The organism is Nitrospirae bacterium CG2_30_53_67, assembly GCA_001873285.1.
Taxonomy (GTDB): Bacteria; CG2-30-53-67; CG2-30-53-67; order CG2-30-53-67; family CG2-30-53-67; genus CG2-30-53-67.
Genome location: MNYV01000076.1, coordinates 17,110 through 36,776, shown reverse-complemented (window position 1 = coordinate 36,776; position 19,667 = coordinate 17,110). Strand labels below are relative to the sequence as shown.

Genomic DNA, 19,667 nt, shown 5'->3' with positions numbered 1-19,667 from the left:
GCATCTCATGCAAGGGAAACCGATTGCCGGCAGGGGCGGACTCTTCATCCGGGAGCATGAAGCCGACGTCCTGTTTTTCGAGAATGAGGCCCGCCGATCCGGATACCGTCTGGTAGCCGGGATTGATGAAGCGGGCCGGGGCCCCCTGGCCGGGCCCGTGGTGGCCGCTGCTGTGGTGCTGCCCGAGGGATGCCGGATCCGGAATCTTACCGACTCCAAACAATTAACCCCTTCCGAACGCGAAGTTCTTTTCAAAGAAATCCAAAGACAAGCGGTTTGTCTGGCCGTAGGCATCTCTGATTCCACCGTCATTGACCGCATCAACATCCTGGAGGCCACGCGAAGAGCCATGGAAGACGCCGTTTTTCATCTCAACCCCGGACCCGATTACCTCCTGATTGACGCGGTTAAGATCAGATCCACGATTCCTCAACTCGGGATTGTTAAAGGAGACGTAAGATCCCAATCCATTTCTGCTGCTTCAGTGATCGCCAAGGTCACACGCGACCGGATCATGGATGAATATCACGAGACTTATCCGGTATACAATTTCAGGAGGCACAAGGGATACGGAACTCCCGAGCACCTCATGAAGATTCGGATATTCGGTCCGAGTCCGATCCACAGGAAGACGTTCCGGAGGGTCAGAGAGTATTGCGCGGATTTTAGAAGATGATGAAAATTCCTATGCACAATCTGATCCTCGGCAAAATCGGTGAAAGAAAAGCGATACGATACCTTCGCAAACACGGCTATGTGATTCTCACTACGAATTACCGGACCCCCTTAGGGGAGATCGATATTATCGCCAGAGAAGAGAATACGCTGGTCTTCATCGAGGTCAAGACCCGGTCGAACGACGGTTACGGGCTTCCTCAGGAAGCCGTGGACCGGCGCAAGCAGCATCGTCTGATCAGAATGGCTCATGCCTTTCTCAATGACCGGGGTGATCAGGGGATGACCTGCCGTTTTGATGTGGTGGCGGTTCTGATCGGGGCCGCCGGCCGCACCCGGGAAATAGAGCTGATCCGGGATGCCTTTGTCGAGTCTTCTGAATAGGAGCGGAGATATTGGAACAGGGAAATGTCCGGAACAAGATCCTCTATGCGGATGACGACGAAAAGAGCAGGATCCTTGTGCGGAAGATCCTGGAGTCCGAGGGGTTTGTGGTCAGCGAGGCGGTAAACGGATTGGAAGCCGTTCAAAAGGCATCCTCTGAAAGGCCTGACTTGATCCTCATGGATCTTCTCATGCCGGTTATGGACGGCTTCGATGCCTTGAACCGGATCCACGAGGTTCCGGAACTCACCGAAGTCCCTGCCATAGCGATAACGGCAAGCGGGATGGAGAGAGACAGGGAACGGATTATCAAATCCGGATATCATGGATACCTATCCAAACCGATACAACGGCTCATGCTGATCGAGGAGGTGGAACGAATACTCAATCCTGAAATCAGTTTTACTTCTTACGACGAAGATCAAACTCTGATGAAGGATGAAGAGCTTGCAGGCAGGAAGGTCCTGCTGGTGGATGACAACCCCATGCACCTCCGGCTGGGCGCCAAGGTTCTGACCCACGCCGGCATGAATGTGATGATGGCCGTGGACGGGAAAGATGCCATGACGATTCTCGAAACCGACAATCCAGTGGATATCATCCTTTCCGACATTCTCATGCCGGGCATGGACGGCTATCAATTCTGCCGCATGGTCAAGACTTCAGGCGCCCTGATGAATATTCCCTTTGTCTTTTATACCTCCACCTACGCGGACAACAAAGATATCCGGTTCGGACTGGATCTGGGAGCAGAACGGTATATCATCCGTCCCATCCCCGCAAAACGTCTCCTGGAGATCATCAAGGAAGTGTTCAGGGAGAGAAAAGAGCGCGGAGGGGAGATGCCTGGCGTCGATCATGATGCCCTCCTGGGTGATGAAGTCAAATATTACCGGGAATACAACGAGAGGCTGGTCAGCAAACTCGAGTACAAACTCCTGGAACTCGAAAACGCCTACCGGGCGCTGGAGATGAGAAACCAGGAATTGAACAGCTTCAATCAGTCGCTTGAGGAGAGAGTCAAGGAGAGAACCCAGGAACTCGATCAAGCCAACCGGCGCTTGGTTGATCTGAACAAGAAGAAGGCGGATGACCTGAACAGGGCAGCCCACAATCTCAGAACGCCTCTCACCTCCATCCGTTCCTATGCCGAACTGCTCATGAAGTATAAGGATGAATCCGAGTCGACCCGGGATGAATTTCTGCGCATCATTTACAGCGAGACGATCAGACTCGGGAAGCTGATTGACGATTACCAGGAGCGTACCCGGATCGAATAAGACCTTGCCTGTAAATCCTTACGGAGGTCATGGCATCATAGCTGTCGGCAGCCGTGATGATGCATGTCAGAAGGTCCAGATCCTTTCCTTGAAGTTATTGCTTTTGTGCGCTGAACGAGTTCGCTCCCTCCGGCCCTTGGGGCGCCGAAAAACGGGGATCCCTGACCAGAAAAACAAGAACGAGGAGGCCGATCCCGGTGAGCAATGCGGCGGCCATGAAGACCGTCTGATAGGAAAAGTGATCCACGATCATCCCCCCGATGATCGGGGAGAGCGCGAAGACCGGAGCGGCAAAGCTGTTGGAAAGTCCGATATAAAGGGGCCTTTCTTCGGGGGGGCAGAACTCCAGGACGATGTTCATGTTGGAGATGAGGGTGGCGCTGATATAGCCGCCGGCGAAGAGGAAGACGGCATAAAAAAGGGTTTGGGAGCGGGCGGTCAGGGCCGTGAGGGCGGCCAGGATGCTCATTAGTGCTGATATGACCATGCTGAGTTTGTGCCCGTATCGGTCGCCGATGGCGCCCCAGAGCAGTCCGGTCAGTGCTTGTGATCCCAAGAACAGTGCCGTGAAAATGCCGGCATAGCTGCTGGGAAGATGAAAATGTTCAACGGCATAAACTGAATAAAGCGAGAGGGAGAGATTCGTAAAAGCGATCAAGGTGTAGGATATGTTGTAATAGAGGAAGTTGGTGTCTCTCCGCAGGATGCCTGGCAGAGACTTCAGAAAAGGGAACAATGCGATCTTCTTCTTGACGACCGGGTAGGGGATCTCTCGTGTCAGGGAAAAGAAAAACAGGGAGAGATTCAGAATGATAAAGGCCGTTGCGAAACAGAGGGCGAAGTTGTATGGGAATGGGAATCCCTTAATGATAAAGAAGGTGAGGATGGCGCCTGGAATAGACAAGACCCTCCCCAGGGTGAAACGGATTCCAAGGAAGATCCCGCGTTTATTGGGAAGAATGATCCTTCCCATCATGTCCAGCCAAGGGGGGATGATCAGCCCCCATCCTGTGGTGAATATCAGGTATAGGGAAAAAAAGATGACCAGAGGATAAGGGGACGGAAGCTGCACGATCATCGGAAGAATCAGGGCGAGGATCAGCCAGGGGAGGCGCATGATGCCCCCCAGAAGGATCACCATCCCTTTCTTCATGGGCATGGATTCGATGTAATGAGCGGAGAAAATCTGGGGGACAAAGATGCCGATCATGGTCAGCGAGTGCACCACGGAGATGGTCAGTTTGCTCTCCGTGAACATCCTCAAAAAGACGGGGAGCACGGTGATATGGGAGATCATGCTCCCGCCCAGGGCGAAGAAGATGCCGTCCAGCCAGCCGATGGATAGGTTCCACCGGTGGTGGCGGTTGACGGAATGCTGGAATTGTTCCATGGAATTCATAAAAAAAATATATCACAGATGCCGATCCTCTTTAAAGACATTAATCTCCTAAGTGGTCCTGTTCGTAAATATGGTAACGTACCGAGAGGGTCGTAGGGCGGTCTCATCTCCGCGCGCGACTGAGGTGTACCCACTGTGGTACGCCGCAAGGAGCGGAACGCAGATGAGGCCGCCCTACGGCACTCGAATGCGACCGTATTTACGAATAGGACCACTAAGTCCGGCAGGGGAGTCCTGATCCAATCTATTGAAGGACCTTCATTGGGGATGAAATGGATAAAATCCATATTAAAAGCGGGTTTTTATTGAAAAAACAAAATATAATTTGACAAATTTCACTATGCTGTCTATAATCAAAAAATTCAAAGGGAAAAGGTTAACGGATGATTAAAAGCATGACCGGGTTCGGCAGGGGGGAGTCTGAAGGCTGGGTGACTGAGTTACGCTCGGTTAATCACCGTTTTGGAGAGGTTTCTTTTAGAATACCTCGAAATCTCGCATCCTTAGAGAGCCGATTCAGGGAAGAGATAAAAAAAAGAATTAAACGAGGCCGGCTGGATCTCAGTTGCAGCCCGGAAAACCCCCGCAAGAGCGAGGCATTCACTTTCTCTTTGGATGAAGCCCTGTCGGATCAGGTCTATCAGCTTCTCAATCGTCTTAAGGATCGGTACGGGTTACGGCAGGATCCGGACTTGAAGGACCTTGCGGCATTCCGGGAGATCTTCAGGTCTCAAGAGGAAAGTCAGGATATCGAAGGAATCTGGGAGGCGGTCCATCCATCCTTGGACGCGGCGCTTGACTCTCTGGATCGGATGCGTCTTCTTGAAGGGGGGAACCTCACCGAGGGGATCAAAGAATCCCTGCGGGTGATCGGGGGGACGTGCCGGAAGTTTATGGAGCGCTCTCCTCAGGTTGTGGAGATGTACAGGGAGAGGCTTTTAAAACGGCTGAACGAGTTCCTTCCTGAGGACACGATAGACCAGGGGCGTTTGTTGCAGGAGGTCCTGGTCTTCGCGGATCGAAGCGATATCGAAGAGGAGTTGACCCGGCTGATGAGCCACATCCAGCAGTTTCATGCGGCCATGGATGGAGATGGGCCCCATGGAAGGCGGCTGGAATTTCTTCTGCAGGAAATGAACCGGGAGGTCAATACCATCGGTTCCAAAGGAAATGATCTTATGATGAGTCAGTGGGTGGTGGAATGCAAATGCGAATTGGAGCAAATACGCGAACAGATTCAAAATGTGGAATAATGGAATAAAAGTAGAATAAACTTGCAACATTGATTTTTTTTGTTTATGATAACCCAGGTTTTGCAATGGCGGCCTGGAAGGTATAAATAAACAGCCGGCTATATCGGATCGTAACTAAAGAGGGAGATGCGCCTATGGCAAAAGATCTCATCAACATCGGTTATGGTAACGTGGTTGTTGCAGACCGGATTGTCGCTGTGGTGACCCCGAGTTCTGCTCCTATGAAGAGGCTCAAAGAGGTTGCGAAAGGATCAGGAAAACTGATCGATGCCACGCAGGGGCGGAGAACCCGAGCCATCTTGGTTACGGATAGTGACCATGTCATCCTTTCCGCCGTCCAGGCTGAAACCATCAGCCAGAGGTTTTTCACCAAGGCTGAAAAAGAGATGTTTGAAGTCGATAAAGGCGGAGAATAAAGCCGTTCAGAACGCCCCCATGCCGGGCGTGCGAATGGATCGCAGTCTTCGCCTCTCTTCATACTTCTTATGCTTTGGCATTCAATCAGGATCGTCTTCACGAACAGAGATGGTAAAAGGAGATGTGAGTGAACTGGAAGGGGATCTTGCTGGTTCTTTCCGCGCCTTCCGGAGCTGGAAAGACCTCCCTTTGTCAGGCTGCGGTTAAAAAGTTCCCGCGTCTTATGCATTCGGTTTCCTACACAACCCGTCCCCCGCGGGCTGGAGAGATCCATGGCCGTGACTATTTCTTTGTGGATGAAGAGACCTTCGAAGGCATGAAGCGTGAAGGGGAGTTCATCGAGTGGGCACGCGTCCATGGGCATCTGTACGGCACGTCCAAAAGCATGCTTGACGAAATTCATCAACAAGGCTCGGATGCCATTCTCGATATTGATGCGCAGGGTGCGCGGAAATTGATGTCCCTGAAGGAACTCAATGCCGTCTTTGTGTTTGTGGTCACCCCCACGTTTTCCGAGCTCGAAGCAAGGCTTAGGAACAGGCGTTCCGATCCGGAGGAAGAGATTCAGAAACGGCTGGAAAAGGCGCGGGAGGAAATCGCTCAGTTCGAGAAATATGACTATCTGCTGGTCAACGATGATTTCGACCGGACCCTTGAAGATCTCGGGGCCATCCTGACGGCCTCACGCCGTTCTGTGAATCGAGTCGATCGTCATTGGATCAAAAAGGAATTTTTAGGAGGCTAAGGCCGGATAGATGAAGTGCGGACTTTTTTCAAGGAGGAGGGAAGCATGGCAATTTTGTCTCCTTTGGAGATTCTGGAGAAGAAGATCGAGACCAGCAGATTCCGGCTGGCTCAGGTTGCGGCACAAAGGGCCAAGATGCTGATCCGGGGGGCAAAACCTCTGATTGAGACATCTTATAAAAAACCCATCAGCATCGCTTTGGAAGAGATCAAAGCGGGCAAGGTTTCCTACTACGGTCCGGAAGAGACCGCGAAAATCCGGGATGACCTGGAGAAACGGATAAGGGAAAAAGAGGAAGCCGAGGTGAAGGTGATACAGGAAAAGGAAAAAGAAACCGCCCGGGCCAAGACCTCAAAAGAACCGGACTAAGTGGTCCTGTTCGTAAATAGGGTAACGTACCGAGAGGGTCGTAGGGCGGGCGCATCCCCGCGCGCGACTGAGGCGTACCCCTCTGGTGCGCCGCAAGGAGCGGAACGCCGATGAGCCCGCCCTACGGCACTCGAATGCCGCCGTATTTACGAATAGGGCCGCTAAGATTCATGAGGAGTCTCAACCGATGTTGAGCGGCATGCGAATATTGGTAGGGATCACCGGAGGGATTGCAGCGTACAAGACCCCGTACCTCGTCCGGGGGCTGATCAAGCAGGGGATGAGTGTTCGGGTGGTCATGACCCGAAACGCCGCTCATTTTGTTGCGCCTCTCACCCTCCAAACCCTTACCGGGGCTCCTGTATTGACGGAGATGTACAAAACCGGAGAAGGGTCTCCCCTATCCCACATCGAGTTGGCTTCAGATATCCAGATGATGCTGATCGCACCGGCCACGGCCGATTTTATCGGAAAGATGGCCGGTGGGATCGCTGATGATCTCCTCTCCACCATGGTTCTTGCCGTGGACGCCCCTATCCTGATCGTTCCGGCTATGAACGTTAGAATGTACAAAAACCCGTCCGTGGTCAGGAACATGGAGATTCTTCGTGGGTATGGCACGCATATCCTGGAGCCGGGAGTCGGGGAACTGGCTTGCGGAGAAGAAGGGATCGGCAGAATGGCCGAGGTAGAGGAGATCATCCGGACGGTTAAAACGATTCTGGTCTCCTCCGGTCCTCTTTTAGGGAAAAAAGTTCTGATTACCGCAGGTCCGACCGTAGAACCGATCGATCCGGTCCGTTACATCAGCAATCGTTCATCGGGGAAGATGGGATATGCGCTTGCCCGGGAAGCCAGGCGCATGGGAGCTTCCGTCACACTGGTCAGCGGGCCGACCATGCTTGTCCCTCCTGCCGGGGTGAACTATGTCCAGGTTCAGACGGCCCTGGAGATGCGGGAGCAGGTTATGGGATATTTCCAGGATACGGATATCTTGATGATGGCCGCAGCGGTTGGAGATTTCAGGACTGCATCCGTCCATCCTGAAAAGATCAAGAGAGGGACCGAGCCGTTCAACCTGGCGCTGGCGCCCAATCCGGATATTATCAAGGAGCTTTCAAAACAGCGAACCAGGCAGATCCTGGTCGGTTTTGCCGCAGAGACCGGTCATCCTATGGATGAGGCTCTAAGGAAGATGAACGAGAAAGGGGTTGACCTGCTCGTGGCCAATGATATCAGCGGCCATGGGACCGGATTCGGTTCCGACCAGAACCGGGTGATCATCCTGGACCGCAAAGGGCATGTGGAAGAAACCGATATCCTGCCGAAAAGCGAAATAGCTCGAAAAATCCTCAATCGTTTATGCAGGGATTTTCTTCAAGAGAAACCCTGATCAGTTGACGATCTTCTTTTTCTCCAGACTCTTGTGCAGGCGCCGACGTTTTTTGAACCGTTCCGAATTGATCTTTTCCCGCTTGATTTTTTCCACGAGGGTGGTTCTCTTGACACGCAGGATCTCCGCGGCGTTGCTGATGATTCCGTCGGTTTGTTCCAGCGCCTGAAGGATCAGGTTCCGTTCAAATTTCTTGACGGCGTTCTTCAGATCAATGCCTTTTTGCGGGAAGAGGATTTCGTTTGCTATGTCGTACCCTTTGGATTCCAGGATATGCTGTGGAAGTTCTTCGGCCGAGATCAGCTTCCCTTCCCCGGCCATGTTTACAGCGTATTCCATGGCGTTGGCAAACTCCTGGATGTTCCCCATCCATTCATAAGACCGAAGGATCGGATAGATCTCTTTTGAGATTTCGGGCGGATGTCTATCCAGTTTCGAACTGAACATCCGGACAAAATATTCGGCCAGCAAAGGAAAGTCCTTGATTCTTTTCCGAAGCGGGGGCAGGTAGATGTGAATGACATTGAGCTGGTAATATAGATCCTCCCGAAATCGTTTCTTGCGGATGAGTCTTTCCAACTCGTCTTCGGTCGAGGTCATGATCCGGGCTTGCGGCACAACGTGATTGAGGGCGCTGGTCGATTTGAAAAGATCCTTTTTGATTTTGTTCAGGAACTTAATCTGCAGATTCAGAGGGAGCGCATCGATCTCTTTCAGAAAAAGGGTCCCGCCTTGGGCCTGCTGGAAAACATTCTTGAAACCTTCCTCTTCATGAAAAAGATTCCTTTGCAAGGCCGCCTCATCCAGGGCGGCACAGTTCATGGTGATCAGGGGCTTGCCGGCCCGGCTGCTGTTATCATGGATGATCTTGCTGATCAGATCTTTGCCTGTACCCGGTTCTCCCTGCAGAAGAACCGGTGTATCGGTCTTATAGGCCTGGGTGATCAACCGCCGGGAGAGTTTGATCCCCCGTGTTTCGCCTATGATCTCGGACAGTCGGCAGCGTTCATTCATCTATCTTTCCTTTCATTAAAGGCTTTCCCGCTCTTTAATACTCTGCGATATCCTTCAACCGTTTGGTCTTTTCCACAAGAGTCGTTCGCTTCAATTTCAACATCTCAGACGCCAAAGTGATGGCGCCGTTGGTTCGTTTGAGCGCATGATTGATCAGCTGGGTCTCGAATTTTTCCACTTCTTCTTTCAGGTTGATCCCGTGTTTGGGGATTTTGGGAATGACCAGGACTTCTTCTTCCCGAACCTCGTTCAGGCGGTCAGGGAAGACATCCGTGTTAATCACCTCGCCCTCGGTCAGGATCACGGCTCGTTGAATCACATTATAAAGTTCGGTGACGTTTCCCTGCCAGGTGTGGGTCATGAGATCATCCATGGCCTCAGAATCGATGAACCTGATTTTCTTGTTATGCTCCTTGTTCAACTGCTTTAAGAAATGATTTAAAAGCAGAGGGATGTCTTCTTTACGGTCCCGCAGGGGGGGGATAAATATGGGTATGACGGAAAGCCGGTAGTAGAGATCCTCCCGGAAATTTCCCAGTTCGGTCTCCCGCCCCAAGTCTACCGTGCTTGCGGTGATATAACGGATGTTGAGAGGGATCCGCTGATTCTTTTCCGTGACCCGGATCATGTTATCCTTCAAACTTTCCAGGAGTCTGACCTGGAGAGGAATGGGGAGGCTTTCTATTTCGTCTATAAAAAGGGTTCCATGGTTGGCCTGTTCGAGCACCCCCTTTCCGTTCGGGCCTCCGAAGATCTCCCGCTCCATCTGATCCTGCTGAAAAGCGCCGCAGTTGACGGTGATAAAGGGCCGGTCTTTTCTCGGACTGTTGTAATGAAGGCTCTTAGCCAGAAGTTCCTTGCCGTTGCCTTCCTCGCCCGTGATCAATACAGGGCTCATGCCGTTGACGATCTTTTTCAGGATCCTCACGACCTCTTGTATGGCGTGACTGCTCCCTATGATATTCTTGAACTGATAATACTCCTTCAACTGTTTGCGGAGTTGTATGTTCTCTTCCTGGAGTTCCTTTTTTTCCAAGGTCTTTTTGATGATGATTTTTACCTCTTCCACATTAAAAGGCTTGGAGATGTAATCTATGGCGCCCACCTTCATGGCGTTGATGGCCGACTCCACCGTGGCATAACCCGTGATAATGACGACTTCGATTTCCGGATAATGGGCCTTGATTTCGGATAAGAGTTCCAACCCGTTCAGATAAGGCATTTTCAGGTCGGTCAGCACTAGGTCCGGAGGAGACTGCTGTATCTTTTCCCATGCCTCCTTGCCGTCCCCTGCCGTGATGGTTTCATAACCCTCGCGATGGAGGATCGTGGCCAACGATTCTTTTTCGATGTGGTCGTCATCTGCAATAAGAATTTTTCTTTGCTCCATGATTCTCTCCGTGGATTCTGATGTATTCTGAACAACAATATTATGACAATTTAGCATTCCTTTTTATGAAAATCAAGAAAAATTTTAACCTTGACTTTTAAGAGTTTTTTGTTATTATTTAATTAGTTAGATGAATTTTCTTGTGAAAACTCCTTGCTTTATCAAAGAAAGAACCCTTATGGTGAAAGAGAATCAGGAACAAAACGGCCCGGATTTTTTTGATGAGGTCCAGAATAAAATAGAAAAGGATATTTTTTTAAGCAAAGCGGATCAGAAGGAACCCTCTGTAAAAGGAGAACCGGTATCCGGACTGAGTTCTGAAGAGATCGATATCTCTTCTCTCCATGTTGAGATAGAGATTGTGGATTCCGATTCGAACTTCTCCGGCATGGACCTGGATGATGCCTTCCTTGAGGAAGTCGACATCATTCAGGAGGTCAAAGACGAAGAAGGGCCGGCGGTCCTGCCTGCATCTTCTGCTGCCCATCCGGATGACGGCTCGGAAACGGTTTCCATGAGCGGAGGGTTTTCCGAACGGCCGGAAGAAACTGACGACCTGCAGGAAGATGACCGCTACCTTGGCGAGATGATCAGTCAAGAAAGGGCCGTGGAAGAACCGGGGCGTGATCCTGGAGTGATGGAGCAGCCCTGTGATGAAGACGCCGGTTTGCCTTCCGGTCGGAAATCCGATGATCAGACGGATCGAGGGGAGATCCATACCCCGACTCTCGGAGAGCTTTATGCACGGCAGGGTCACTATGAAAAAGCCGTGGAAATTTATGAGAATTTACTTCAAGATGAGCCTTGGAATCAGACCTATCAGCAGAGATTGGATGAACTGAAGAAAACGATGATGCAGGCTCCTATGCGTGAAACCGCAGAGGAAAAGGAGGAAGAATATCCTCCGGCCGAAGTATGGCCTGTATCCAGGACGTCCGTGATTCACCATCTTGAAAACTGGCTCGAACGGATCCGTGACGAAAAGGAGAAGCGATGTTCAAAGAACTGCTGAAGGAGGTCGTCTGTTCCGTGGATGGCGCATTGGGGGCCGTCATCATGGGGATGGACGGCATTTCGGTCGAAGAATACCTCGGGGACGAGAATCTGGACCTTCAGTTGATCGGCATCGAGTTATCCGGCGTTGTCAAAGAAATGAATCGTGCCGCCCTATCCATGGACACGGGGCCCATGGGTGAAATGATGATGGTCAACAGGGAAAAGACCGCCATTGCACGCAAGATCAACGAAGAATATTTTGTGGCTTTGATTCTGAACGGGACCGGAAATCTCGGTAAAGGCCGTTTTAAATTACGCATCCTGGTGCCCCGCATGGCATCGGAATTCGAGTAAAATGGACACGCTTTTATGAAGGTTCTTGTGATACATGGTCCCAATCTGAATCTTCTGGGGACCCGCGAGGCGGAAATCTACGGCACGCTGACCCTTCGGGAGATTGATCGGGATCTCAAGAAGACCGCAAAATCTCTCGGTGTGCAGGTGACCACCCGGCAATCCAATGAAGAGGCCAGGATCATTGACTGGATCCAGCAGGCGCCCGGTTCATTTCAGGCCATCGTCATCAATCCGGCGGCATTCACGCACACCAGTATCGCTATCCGGGATGCCGTCGCAGCCGTGGAAATTCCTACGGTAGAGGTTCATCTTTCCAATATCCATGCCAGGGAACCCTTCCGCCGGCATTCTTTTATCGCGCCGGTGGCAAAAGGACAAATTTCGGGGTTCGGCAGGGAAAGTTATGTTCTCGGGTTGAGAGCAGCCGTAACCCTGGTTTCTGAAAGCCGGGGACGTCATCCATGAAGAGGTCAATGGATGCTGTCCATGAACTCCTTCAAAAAAACCGGGTGGATGCCTTTCTGGTGAGCAAGAGGGAGAATGTCCGATACCTTTCAGGATTTACAGGTTCGGCCGGGGTCATCCTGATCGCATCCTCTCATGATTATTTCATCACCGATTCACGATATGCCGTCCAATCGGAGCAGGAAATCGCCGGTTTCCATATCCAGGTTCTTAAAAAGAACGAGAAAGTTCCGGAACGGATCCTCCGTCTGCTGAAAAAAACAAGGATCGGCCGGCTCGGTTTTGAACCTGAAGATCTGAGGTTTCAGTCCTTCCAGGAATTAAGGAAAAAAATCTCCCCGATTCGTCTCATTCCGGTGACAGCGGGTCTGGAATCCATCAGGATGATCAAATCCGAAGCAGAGGTCCGGAAGATCCTTAAGGCCGTACGCCGGGCGGAAGAGGCATTCAAAACGGTAAGAAAAAAGATTCGTGCCGGCATCTCCGAAAGGGAGATCGCACTTTCCATGGAGGGATTGATACGCAGGGCGGGGGCAGCCCGTGCTGCATTTGACCTGATCGTTTCATCAGGCGAGCGGTCGGCCATGCCGCACGGCACGGCATCGGAAAAGAGGTTGATGCAAGGGGATCTTGTGGTTGTGGATTTCGGGGCGGAATGCGGCGGTTATTTTTCCGACATGACTCGAACCTTGTTTATCGGGAAACGGTTCGCCGGCAAGAAACGGAAGATCTTCGAGACGGTCCTCGATGCGCAAAATGAAGCGATTCGTGCGATTAAACCAGGTAAATATCTGGCAGAAATTGATGCAACAGCAAGAAAAATGATTCAAAAAGCGGGCTTTGGTAAATATTTCGGTCATGGAACCGGACACGGTATCGGTTTGGAGGTCCACGAACTGCCTCATGTGGCTCCGAAGAACCGGATGCGCATCCGTGAAGGGATGGTCTTCACCGTGGAGCCTGGGATTTACATCCCGGGTTTGGGCGGGGTCAGGATTGAAGACATGGTTCAGGTCACCGTGGACGGGTGCCGTGTCTTGACTACCCTTTCCAAGGGATGGAAGGCCGTGGAAGGAGAAGTTTAGTGTTGGATTTTTCTGATATTTCATTATAAAATAGTTTGACGGGATAGGATCTCAAGGAGGAATCAGTGTATTCGACGGCGGATTTCAGAAATGGATTGAAGATTGAGTTGGATGGAGAGCCCTATATCATCGTGGAGTTTCAGCATGTCAAACCCGGCAAGGGCGGGGCATTTGTCCGGACCCGGTTGAAGCGGCTCAAGACCGGCGCGGTCATCGACAGGACATTCCGATCAGGCGAGAAAGTGGAGAAACCCGATCTGGATGAGCGGGAGATGCAATATCTTTACAGGTCCGAGGGACAGTACTGCTTCATGGACACATCGAACTTTGAGCAGCTCTATCTGACCGAGGAGCAGCTGGGTGATAATAAAAACTTTCTCAAGGAAAATATCCAGGCAAAGATCCTTTTTCATAACGGGCGCCCGATCGGATTGGAACTCCCCAATTTTGTCGTGCTTAAGGTCGTGGAGACCAAACCCGGCGTCAAGGGAGATACGGCATCAGGCGGGAGCAAGTCTGCGGTCATGGAAACCGGTTTTGTGGTCAAGGTGCCTCTTTATTTGAATGAAGGGGAGTCGGCGAAGATCGATACGAGGACAGGTGAATTCATAGAACGTGCCAGGGAAACCGAGAAGCCATAGCGTGGTTCAAAGGGGAGAGAAATGAACCTTAAAGAGATCAAAGAATTGATCGAGATGGTTCAGGGAACCGGGATCTCAGAAATCGAATTGGAACGTGAAGGATTCAGAGTCCGGATCATCCTGGGCGAGGCACACCGCGTACATTCCGTCAAAGAACCGGCGCCTTCCAAGTCTTCTCCCCGGACCGGAGAGGAAGATGCTGAGAAGCCCCCTGCATCCGCCGAGACCTCCGTTCCCGAGATGGTCCCCGGTCAAATCGTGGTGAAGTCCCCTATGGTCGGGACCTTTTATCGGTGTCCTGCCCCGGATTCGCCTCCCTTTGTAGAAGTGGGGAGCGCCGTGGAAAAAGGACAGCCTCTTTGTATCATCGAGGCCATGAAACTGATGAATGAGATCGAAGCCGATGTGAAAGGGAGTGTGCTCCGGATCCTGAAGGAGGACAAGTCTCCTGTGGAATACGGCGAACCTCTTTTCATCCTGGAACCCTTGCCGTAGAACAAAGAGCATTCACCCCCATCATTGGAGACTGATGTGTTTCAGAAGATCCTGATTGCAAACCGGGGAGAGATCGCGGTACGGATCATCCGAGCCTGCAAGGAAATGGAGATTCAAACCGTGGCGATTCATTCGGATCTGGACGCCCATTCCCTGCATGTCCAACATGCGGACGAGAGTATCTGCGTGGGACCTCCTCCCATCGGGCAGAGTTATCTGAATGTGCCCAACATCCTGAGCGCCTGTGAGATGACGGACGTAGAGGCCGTACATCCCGGTTACGGGTTTCTATCGGAGAATGCTGAATTCGCGGATATCTGTGCCTCGTCGGGTATCAAGTTTATCGGTCCGAGCGCCGATCATATTCGATTGATGGGAAACAAGGCCCAAGCCAGGAATACCATGAAACAAGCAGGGGTGCCGGTGATCCCCGGTAGTGAAGGTGTCGTAGAGACCGAACGTGAAGCCCTTGAGATTGCAAGAAAAATCGGTCTTCCGGTCATCATCAAGGCCTCAGCAGGCGGCGGAGGCAAGGGGATGCGGGTGGTCCATTCCGAGGCCTCTCTGCCGCATCTTTTTGCCATGGCCAAGGCCGAGGCGGCGGCCGTGTTCAATGATGCGTCCGTCTATATCGAGCGGTACATAGAAAAGCCCCGTCATATCGAGATCCAGATCTTAGCCGACGAAATGGGGAACATGGTTGAGCTCGGTGAGAGGGATTGTTCCATTCAACGCAGGCATCAGAAACTGATTGAGGAATCTCCGTCTCCTGCCTTGGATGAAGACCTGCGAAAACGGATCGGTGATGCAGCCCTTTGTGCGGCGAAGGCTGTAGGTTACACCAATGCGGGGACCGTGGAATTCATTCTCGATGACCAGGGCGAATTCTATTTTATGGAGATGAATACAAGAATTCAGGTTGAACACCCGGTTACGGAAATGGTCACGGGGATTGACCTGATCAAGGAACAGATCAGGATTGCGTCCGGCGAACCTCTATCCTTCATGCAGGATCAGGTCCATATCCTGGGTCACAGTATCGAATGCCGGATCAACGCCGAGGATTCCGAAACCTTTACTCCGTGCCCCGGCCTGATCGAGATGTTCATTCAGCCTGGAGGTCCGAACGTCCGGGTGGATACGGCGGTCTATTCCGGGTACCGGGTGCCCTCGAATTACGACTCCCTGCTCGCCAAGGTGATCGTGAAAGGCAAGGACCGTTCAGAAGCCATCGCCGTCATGAAGAGGGCCTTGGATGAATTTGTGGTACAGGGGATCAAGACCACGATCCCTTTTCATAAAAAAGTGATGAGGGCGCCGGAATTTCTCGCCGGTGAGGTCTATACGACGTTTTTGGAGAAGGTGCAGATCTGATGAAGGAGAGGATGCCAAGGAACGGCACGAAGTGGAAACTCTGCGTGATTGTCGGCGGAGAGGCCGACCCCCATCAGACTGCGGAGGCCGTCCTTAAGGAAGGGGCCGGGGTGATTCAATATCGCGGGAAAGGAAAACCCGGAAGGGTACAGCTCAGGGAAGCCGCGGAACTTCGGGTTTTAACCCGGCAATATGGTGCCGATCTGGTGATCAACGACCGTTTGGACATCGCGATGCTTTCCGATGCGGATGGTCTCCATCTGGGAGCGGAGGATCTTCCTGTTCCTGCGGCGCGAAGATTCCTCGATCCCGGCAGAATGATCGGCGCCACAGCCCATTCGCTCTATGAGGCGCGGCAGGCAGAAAAAGACGGGGCTGACTACATCGGTTTCGGGTCGGTTTTTGCCACCCGGTCCAAGAAGGGGGTCCCTGTGTCGGGCGTCGAGGCGCTCGAAGAAGCGGTCCGAAAGGTCGGCGTTCCGGTGATCGGCATCGGAGGGATCACCCCGATGAATATCAGGGAAGTCTTCAAGGCCCGTGCGGCCGGCGCGGCCGTTCTTTCATTCGTTTCCGGATCGTCCCATCCGGGCGGGGCCGTTCGGGCGCTGTTGAAGCCTATACGGGGACTCTCCACGGAATCGGGAGACAGTCATGCAGGGAGTCACTGACCGGCCTGCCTGTGCGACGGCAGACAGGTCAGCCGGGATCGGGATCATTCTTTAGGAAAGACGGTACCATGAATAAAAACGTTCGGGTCTATCTGCACGGTCTTAACCGTCAGGAAGAGGATGCCTTGCTGGGTTTCATGCAGGGGTCCAGATTCGATCCGCTGGTATGCCGCAACCAAGGCCCTCAACCTGAACCAGGTTCCATTCTGATTGTGGGGAAATCGTCATGGGATACGGACCGGATCAAAGACCTGAAGAAAGGGAATCCCGCGACCCAGGTGATCCTGGCGGTGTTCGAAGACGATCTCGAAACGATTTTTCAGCAGAAGATCACACAGATAGACGACTATCTCATTTTATCCATCCATGCCAAGAGGCTTATTTTTGCTCTTGGAAAGGCCGAGGACCGCAAGGCGCAGTTTGAAGATCTGATCCGCACCACCTCTGAACGGGATCAAACCACCAGGGAACTCTCCTACTTCATCAAGGTCGGCAAGGCCCTGACTTCCACACTGGACACAGGAAGCATTCTCGACATCATCATGGAAAAGACCAATGAACTGGTCAAGGCCGAGGCCGGCTCCGTGCTGCTGCTGGATGAGGAAAAGAACGAACTCTACTTTGAATTGGCCGAGGGAGAGAAAAAACACGATATCAAGAGGTTCCGGCTTAAGGTAGGGGAGGGGATCGCCGGATGGGTGGCCCTTCATGGTGAGCCCATCATTGTGGAGGACGTCGCCACGGACAAACGGTTCTGCCATAAGATTGATGATTCCCTGGATTTTAAGACGCGTTCCATTCTCTGCGTGCCGCTGCGCAGCAAGGGGAAGATCCTGGGCGTTCTGGAGGTCATCAACAAGATTGATGGAAAGCCTTTTGACCGGAAAGACCTGGATCTTGTTTTGACCCTTGTCGACCAGGCTTCCATCGCGATTGAAAACTCTCTCCTCTATAAGAAGGCGACGGAGCTGGCCATTACCGACGGATTGACGCAGCTTTATAACTTCAGATATCTGCATCAGTCTCTTGATATCGAAATTTCAAGGGCAAACCGGTACCATACCCAGGTTTCACTGATCTTCCTGGATCTTGATTATTTCAAGCGCGTCAACGATCGTTTCGGACATCTGGTCGGGAGCCAGCTCCTGGTGGAGATCGGGACCATATTGAAGAATCATCTCCGGCCCATGGACGTCATCTGCAGGTATGGCGGTGATGAGTTCATCGCCGTCCTGCCGGAGACGGGGCCTGAAGCAGCCTTCGGCACTTCTGAACGCCTCAGGAAGACCATGGAGGAGTATACGTTTTATTCGGATACAGGCGAGGCGTTTCACCTCACGGCCAGTTTCGGCATCGCCTCCTACCCAAACCACGTGAAGGATAAGAACGAACTGATCCAACTGGCGGATCAGTCCATGTATCGGGTCAAGGAAGGGACAAGGAACGCGGTCTTTATGATCGGAAGGCAGAAGAATTCCCTGTCCATGGAAATTCCGGAGGGATAGGTGCAAAAAATAAGGCCTAAAAGACGATTGATGCTCCAGTTAATCATCGTGATGCTGATGATCTCCCTGGCGCCTCTGATCATATCCGACAGAAATCTTGTCAAGATCAATGAGGAATACCTGGAAAACGACCTCTTGGATTCCCATGCCCAGCGGGCCAGGCAGACCGCCGACGAGGTTTCCGGCCACCTCAGGCACACCATCGAGAAACTGGAGATCATCGCCCGGCTCCTCCCCCTGACCCAATCCTTTTCGGATATCCAGAAATATCAGCTCCTGTTCTTCTTCCTCGATGAATATAAGGATCTGATCAGCATCACCCTGCTGGACACACAGAGAAACTCCATTGCCGAGGTCGTACGGCCGGATATGAGCGGGCTTTATTTGGAAGAACGCAAAAAAATACGGGACCAGGTCTTTGATCAATCCATGCAGGGGAATGTCTTCGTGGCCGATCCCCTGAGTATTTCTGAGAAGAAAACCGCCATCGTCACCATCGGTCTTCCCGTCTTTCAGGAAAACAACATGACCGGGATCCTCCTTGCCGACATGTCCATGGATAAGATATGGGAGATCGTGGACAAGGTCTCCTTCCGGCAGTCCGGTGAAGCCTATCTGATAGACCGTCTGGGCCGTCTGATCGCCGGCAAGGATCGTCCCGGGGTTCTCCGGCAGGAAAACATGAAGGACGTGGAGATCGTCGGGAAGTATCTTTCCTTGGGAAAAACCGGAGGGGCCATCCCCTTTGCGGACAAAAATGGGAAAGAAATGCTTGGAGCTTATGCGCCGTTGGATTTTGAAGGATGGGGCGTGGTCGTGCAGGAACCCCGTGTGGATGCCTATACCATGGTGGCCGAGATGAAGCGGCAGATCCTGGTCTGGGGGGGCATCACCGGCATCCTGGTCTGCGGGATCGGTATCTTTTTTGCCAGGAAGATCAGTGTCCCCATCATCAATTTTACAAAGAGCGCATTAGTCATTGCCCAGGGAAACTTCAAGGAAAAGATTACCGTACGCGCAAAAAATGAGATCGGGCAGCTGGCCGAAACCTTCAATTACATGGTTAAGCAGCTGGACTTGTATGACAAGAACATGAGGCGGCTGTTCATGAGCGCGATTTCATCGCTTGCCGCAGCCATCGACGAAAGGGATCCTTACACGCGCGGCCACTCGGAGAGGGTCACGGAATACAGTCTGGTCATAGCGGATGAAATGAAGCTGGATTTAAAGACGAGAGAAATCCTCCATATTGCCGCCCTGCTCCATGATATCGGCAAGATCGGGATCGACGACAGCATTCTGAGAAAGCCGAGCGGCCTGAGCAAGGCCGAGTATAATCTGATCAAACAGCATCCCGGCAAGGGGGCCAATATCATGGCGCCCATCAAACAGCTCCAAAAGATCATTCCATCCATGCGCCACCATCACGAACGATACGATGGGGAGGGTTATCCCGATGGGATCCGCGGTGAGGAGATCCCGTTGCCGGCCCGGATTATCGCCGTGGCGGACACTTTTGATGCCATGACATCCGACAGACCTTACCAGGTGGCGACCGACGAGGAAGAGGTGATGGAACTGATCAAATCCTGGGCCGGTACGAGGTTCGATCCCAAGGTCTGCGAGGCCTTCATCCAGGCATTCCGTAACAACCGGATCAAAGGCATCAAGAGAAAAATGCTCGAGGAAAAGCCATATCATCATCCTGCATCGGTCCGTCCCGACATCGCTTGACCGGCGGAATGACGCGGACATGGACGAA

Annotated in this window: 21 protein-coding genes; 18 read left to right on the top strand and 3 right to left on the bottom strand. The window is 52.2% G+C overall.

Annotated features, from left to right (window positions below; translation table 11 throughout):
* The first annotated feature begins 7 nt into the window (after positions 1 to 7).
* The 3 genes from AUK29_04495 to AUK29_04485 are packed head-to-tail and all read left to right on the top strand — an operon-like array spanning position 8 to position 2,339.
* Positions 8 to 676: a ribonuclease HII gene (locus AUK29_04495; protein OIP64491.1), complete on the top strand. Its 669-nt coding sequence runs from the start codon at positions 8 to 10 to the stop codon at positions 674 to 676.
* Between the two features lie 11 nt (positions 677 to 687).
* Positions 688 to 1,059 (top strand): YraN family protein, encoded by a 372-nt coding sequence (locus AUK29_04490; protein OIP64520.1) that lies wholly within the window; start codon positions 688 to 690, stop codon positions 1,057 to 1,059.
* Between the two features lie 11 nt (positions 1,060 to 1,070).
* Positions 1,071 to 2,339 (top strand): hypothetical protein, encoded by a 1,269-nt coding sequence (locus AUK29_04485; protein ID OIP64490.1) that lies wholly within the window; start codon positions 1,071 to 1,073, stop codon positions 2,337 to 2,339.
* A gap of 94 nt (positions 2,340 to 2,433) precedes the next feature.
* Here the strand turns inward: AUK29_04485 and AUK29_04480 are convergent, their stop codons facing one another.
* Complete coding sequence (locus tag AUK29_04480; protein OIP64489.1) at positions 2,434 to 3,738, bottom strand: hypothetical protein; 1,305 nt, start codon at positions 3,736 to 3,738, stop codon at positions 2,434 to 2,436.
* A 383-nt stretch (positions 3,739 to 4,121) separates the two neighbouring features.
* On the opposite strand from AUK29_04480, the gene AUK29_04475 reads away from it, so the two are divergent.
* From AUK29_04475 to AUK29_04455, 5 genes are all read left to right on the top strand, one after another.
* Positions 4,122 to 4,991, top strand: coding sequence for a YicC family protein (locus tag AUK29_04475; protein OIP64488.1), 870 nt, complete (start codon positions 4,122 to 4,124; stop codon positions 4,989 to 4,991).
* Positions 4,992 to 5,125: 134 nt separating this feature from the next.
* Positions 5,126 to 5,407, top strand: coding sequence for a hypothetical protein (locus tag AUK29_04470; GenBank protein ID OIP64487.1), 282 nt, complete (start codon positions 5,126 to 5,128; stop codon positions 5,405 to 5,407).
* A 128-nt stretch (positions 5,408 to 5,535) separates the two neighbouring features.
* A complete protein-coding gene (locus AUK29_04465) occupies positions 5,536 to 6,153 on the top strand; it encodes a guanylate kinase (protein ID OIP64486.1) in 618 nt (205 codons plus the stop codon).
* A 15-nt stretch (positions 6,154 to 6,168) separates the two neighbouring features.
* Entirely contained in the window at positions 6,169 to 6,522 is a 354-nt protein-coding gene (locus AUK29_04460; GenBank protein OIP64485.1) for a DNA-directed RNA polymerase subunit omega, read from the top strand.
* A gap of 187 nt (positions 6,523 to 6,709) precedes the next feature.
* Positions 6,710 to 7,915, top strand: coding sequence for a hypothetical protein (locus tag AUK29_04455; protein ID OIP64484.1), 1,206 nt, complete (start codon positions 6,710 to 6,712; stop codon positions 7,913 to 7,915).
* Here AUK29_04455 and AUK29_04450 read toward each other — a convergent pair whose 3' ends face one another.
* Both AUK29_04450 and AUK29_04445 read right to left on the bottom strand, forming a co-directional pair.
* A complete protein-coding gene (locus AUK29_04450) occupies positions 7,916 to 8,929 on the bottom strand; it encodes a hypothetical protein (protein ID OIP64483.1) in 1,014 nt (337 codons plus the stop codon). It abuts the gene before it with no gap.
* Positions 8,930 to 8,963: 34 nt separating this feature from the next.
* The gene (locus AUK29_04445) at positions 8,964 to 10,319 is read right to left on the bottom strand and encodes a hypothetical protein (GenBank protein ID OIP64482.1); all 1,356 of its coding nucleotides are present in this window, start codon (positions 10,317 to 10,319) and stop codon (positions 8,964 to 8,966) included.
* Positions 10,320 to 10,449: 130 nt separating this feature from the next.
* Between AUK29_04445 and AUK29_04440 the strand changes: the two genes are divergently transcribed.
* The 10 genes from AUK29_04440 (at position 10,450) to AUK29_04395 (ending at position 19,639) form a co-directional block, all read left to right on the top strand.
* Entirely contained in the window at positions 10,450 to 11,331 is an 882-nt protein-coding gene (locus AUK29_04440) for a hypothetical protein (protein ID OIP64481.1), read from the top strand.
* Entirely contained in the window at positions 11,313 to 11,669 is a 357-nt protein-coding gene (locus tag AUK29_04435; GenBank protein OIP64480.1) for a hypothetical protein, read from the top strand. Before AUK29_04440 ends, AUK29_04435 begins: the two co-directional genes overlap by 19 nt.
* A gap of 15 nt (positions 11,670 to 11,684) precedes the next feature.
* Positions 11,685 to 12,137 (top strand): type II 3-dehydroquinate dehydratase, encoded by a 453-nt coding sequence (locus tag AUK29_04430; GenBank protein OIP64479.1) that lies wholly within the window; start codon positions 11,685 to 11,687, stop codon positions 12,135 to 12,137.
* Complete coding sequence (locus tag AUK29_04425) at positions 12,134 to 13,222, top strand: hypothetical protein (GenBank protein OIP64478.1); 1,089 nt, start codon at positions 12,134 to 12,136, stop codon at positions 13,220 to 13,222. Before AUK29_04430 ends, AUK29_04425 begins: the two co-directional genes overlap by 4 nt.
* 65 nt (positions 13,223 to 13,287) lie before the next feature.
* Positions 13,288 to 13,863, top strand: coding sequence for an elongation factor P (locus AUK29_04420; GenBank protein OIP64477.1), 576 nt, complete (start codon positions 13,288 to 13,290; stop codon positions 13,861 to 13,863).
* Positions 13,864 to 13,884: 21 nt separating this feature from the next.
* On the top strand, positions 13,885 to 14,358 hold the full coding sequence (locus AUK29_04415; GenBank protein OIP64476.1) for an acetyl-CoA carboxylase, biotin carboxyl carrier protein: 474 nt from the start codon (positions 13,885 to 13,887) through the stop codon (positions 14,356 to 14,358).
* A gap of 36 nt (positions 14,359 to 14,394) precedes the next feature.
* Entirely contained in the window at positions 14,395 to 15,732 is a 1,338-nt protein-coding gene (locus AUK29_04410) for an acetyl-CoA carboxylase biotin carboxylase subunit (protein ID OIP64519.1), read from the top strand.
* Positions 15,733 to 15,743: 11 nt separating this feature from the next.
* Positions 15,744 to 16,400 carry a thiamine-phosphate diphosphorylase gene (locus AUK29_04405; GenBank protein OIP64518.1) on the top strand — a complete coding sequence of 219 codons (657 nt, stop codon included), beginning with the start codon at positions 15,744 to 15,746 and terminating at the stop codon, positions 16,398 to 16,400.
* 428 nt (positions 16,401 to 16,828) lie between these two features.
* Positions 16,829 to 17,905 (top strand): hypothetical protein, encoded by a 1,077-nt coding sequence (locus AUK29_04400; protein ID OIP64517.1) that lies wholly within the window; start codon positions 16,829 to 16,831, stop codon positions 17,903 to 17,905.
* A gap of 30 nt (positions 17,906 to 17,935) precedes the next feature.
* Positions 17,936 to 19,639 carry a hypothetical protein gene (locus AUK29_04395; protein OIP64475.1) on the top strand — a complete coding sequence of 568 codons (1,704 nt, stop codon included), beginning with the start codon at positions 17,936 to 17,938 and terminating at the stop codon, positions 19,637 to 19,639.
* Positions 19,640 to 19,667: the final 28 nt, after the last annotated feature.

What these genes read in the sequence shown, in the direction of transcription:
- AUK29_04445 (OIP64482.1), bottom strand. Translation starts at nt 10,319, where the DNA reads ATGGAGCAAAGAAAAATTCTTATTGCAGATGACGACCACATCGAAAAA.
- AUK29_04425 (OIP64478.1), top strand. Translation starts at nt 12,134, where the DNA reads ATGAAGAGGTCAATGGATGCTGTCCATGAACTCCTTCAAAAAAACCGG.
- AUK29_04455 (OIP64484.1), top strand. Translation starts at nt 6,710, where the DNA reads ATGTTGAGCGGCATGCGAATATTGGTAGGGATCACCGGAGGGATTGCA.
- AUK29_04405 (OIP64518.1), top strand. Translation starts at nt 15,744, where the DNA reads ATGCCAAGGAACGGCACGAAGTGGAAACTCTGCGTGATTGTCGGCGGA.
- AUK29_04415 (OIP64476.1), top strand. Translation starts at nt 13,885, where the DNA reads ATGAACCTTAAAGAGATCAAAGAATTGATCGAGATGGTTCAGGGAACC.
- AUK29_04480 (OIP64489.1), bottom strand. Translation starts at nt 3,738, where the DNA reads ATGAATTCCATGGAACAATTCCAGCATTCCGTCAACCGCCACCACCGG.
- AUK29_04495 (OIP64491.1), top strand. Translation starts at nt 8, where the DNA reads ATGCAAGGGAAACCGATTGCCGGCAGGGGCGGACTCTTCATCCGGGAG.
- AUK29_04440 (OIP64481.1), top strand. Translation starts at nt 10,450, where the DNA reads ATGAATTTTCTTGTGAAAACTCCTTGCTTTATCAAAGAAAGAACCCTT.
- AUK29_04395 (OIP64475.1), top strand. Translation starts at nt 17,936, where the DNA reads ATGCTCCAGTTAATCATCGTGATGCTGATGATCTCCCTGGCGCCTCTG.
- AUK29_04490 (OIP64520.1), top strand. Translation starts at nt 688, where the DNA reads ATGCACAATCTGATCCTCGGCAAAATCGGTGAAAGAAAAGCGATACGA.
- AUK29_04435 (OIP64480.1), top strand. Translation starts at nt 11,313, where the DNA reads ATGTTCAAAGAACTGCTGAAGGAGGTCGTCTGTTCCGTGGATGGCGCA.
- AUK29_04430 (OIP64479.1), top strand. Translation starts at nt 11,685, where the DNA reads ATGAAGGTTCTTGTGATACATGGTCCCAATCTGAATCTTCTGGGGACC.
- AUK29_04475 (OIP64488.1), top strand. Translation starts at nt 4,122, where the DNA reads ATGATTAAAAGCATGACCGGGTTCGGCAGGGGGGAGTCTGAAGGCTGG.
- AUK29_04470 (OIP64487.1), top strand. Translation starts at nt 5,126, where the DNA reads ATGGCAAAAGATCTCATCAACATCGGTTATGGTAACGTGGTTGTTGCA.
- AUK29_04450 (OIP64483.1), bottom strand. Translation starts at nt 8,929, where the DNA reads ATGAATGAACGCTGCCGACTGTCCGAGATCATAGGCGAAACACGGGGG.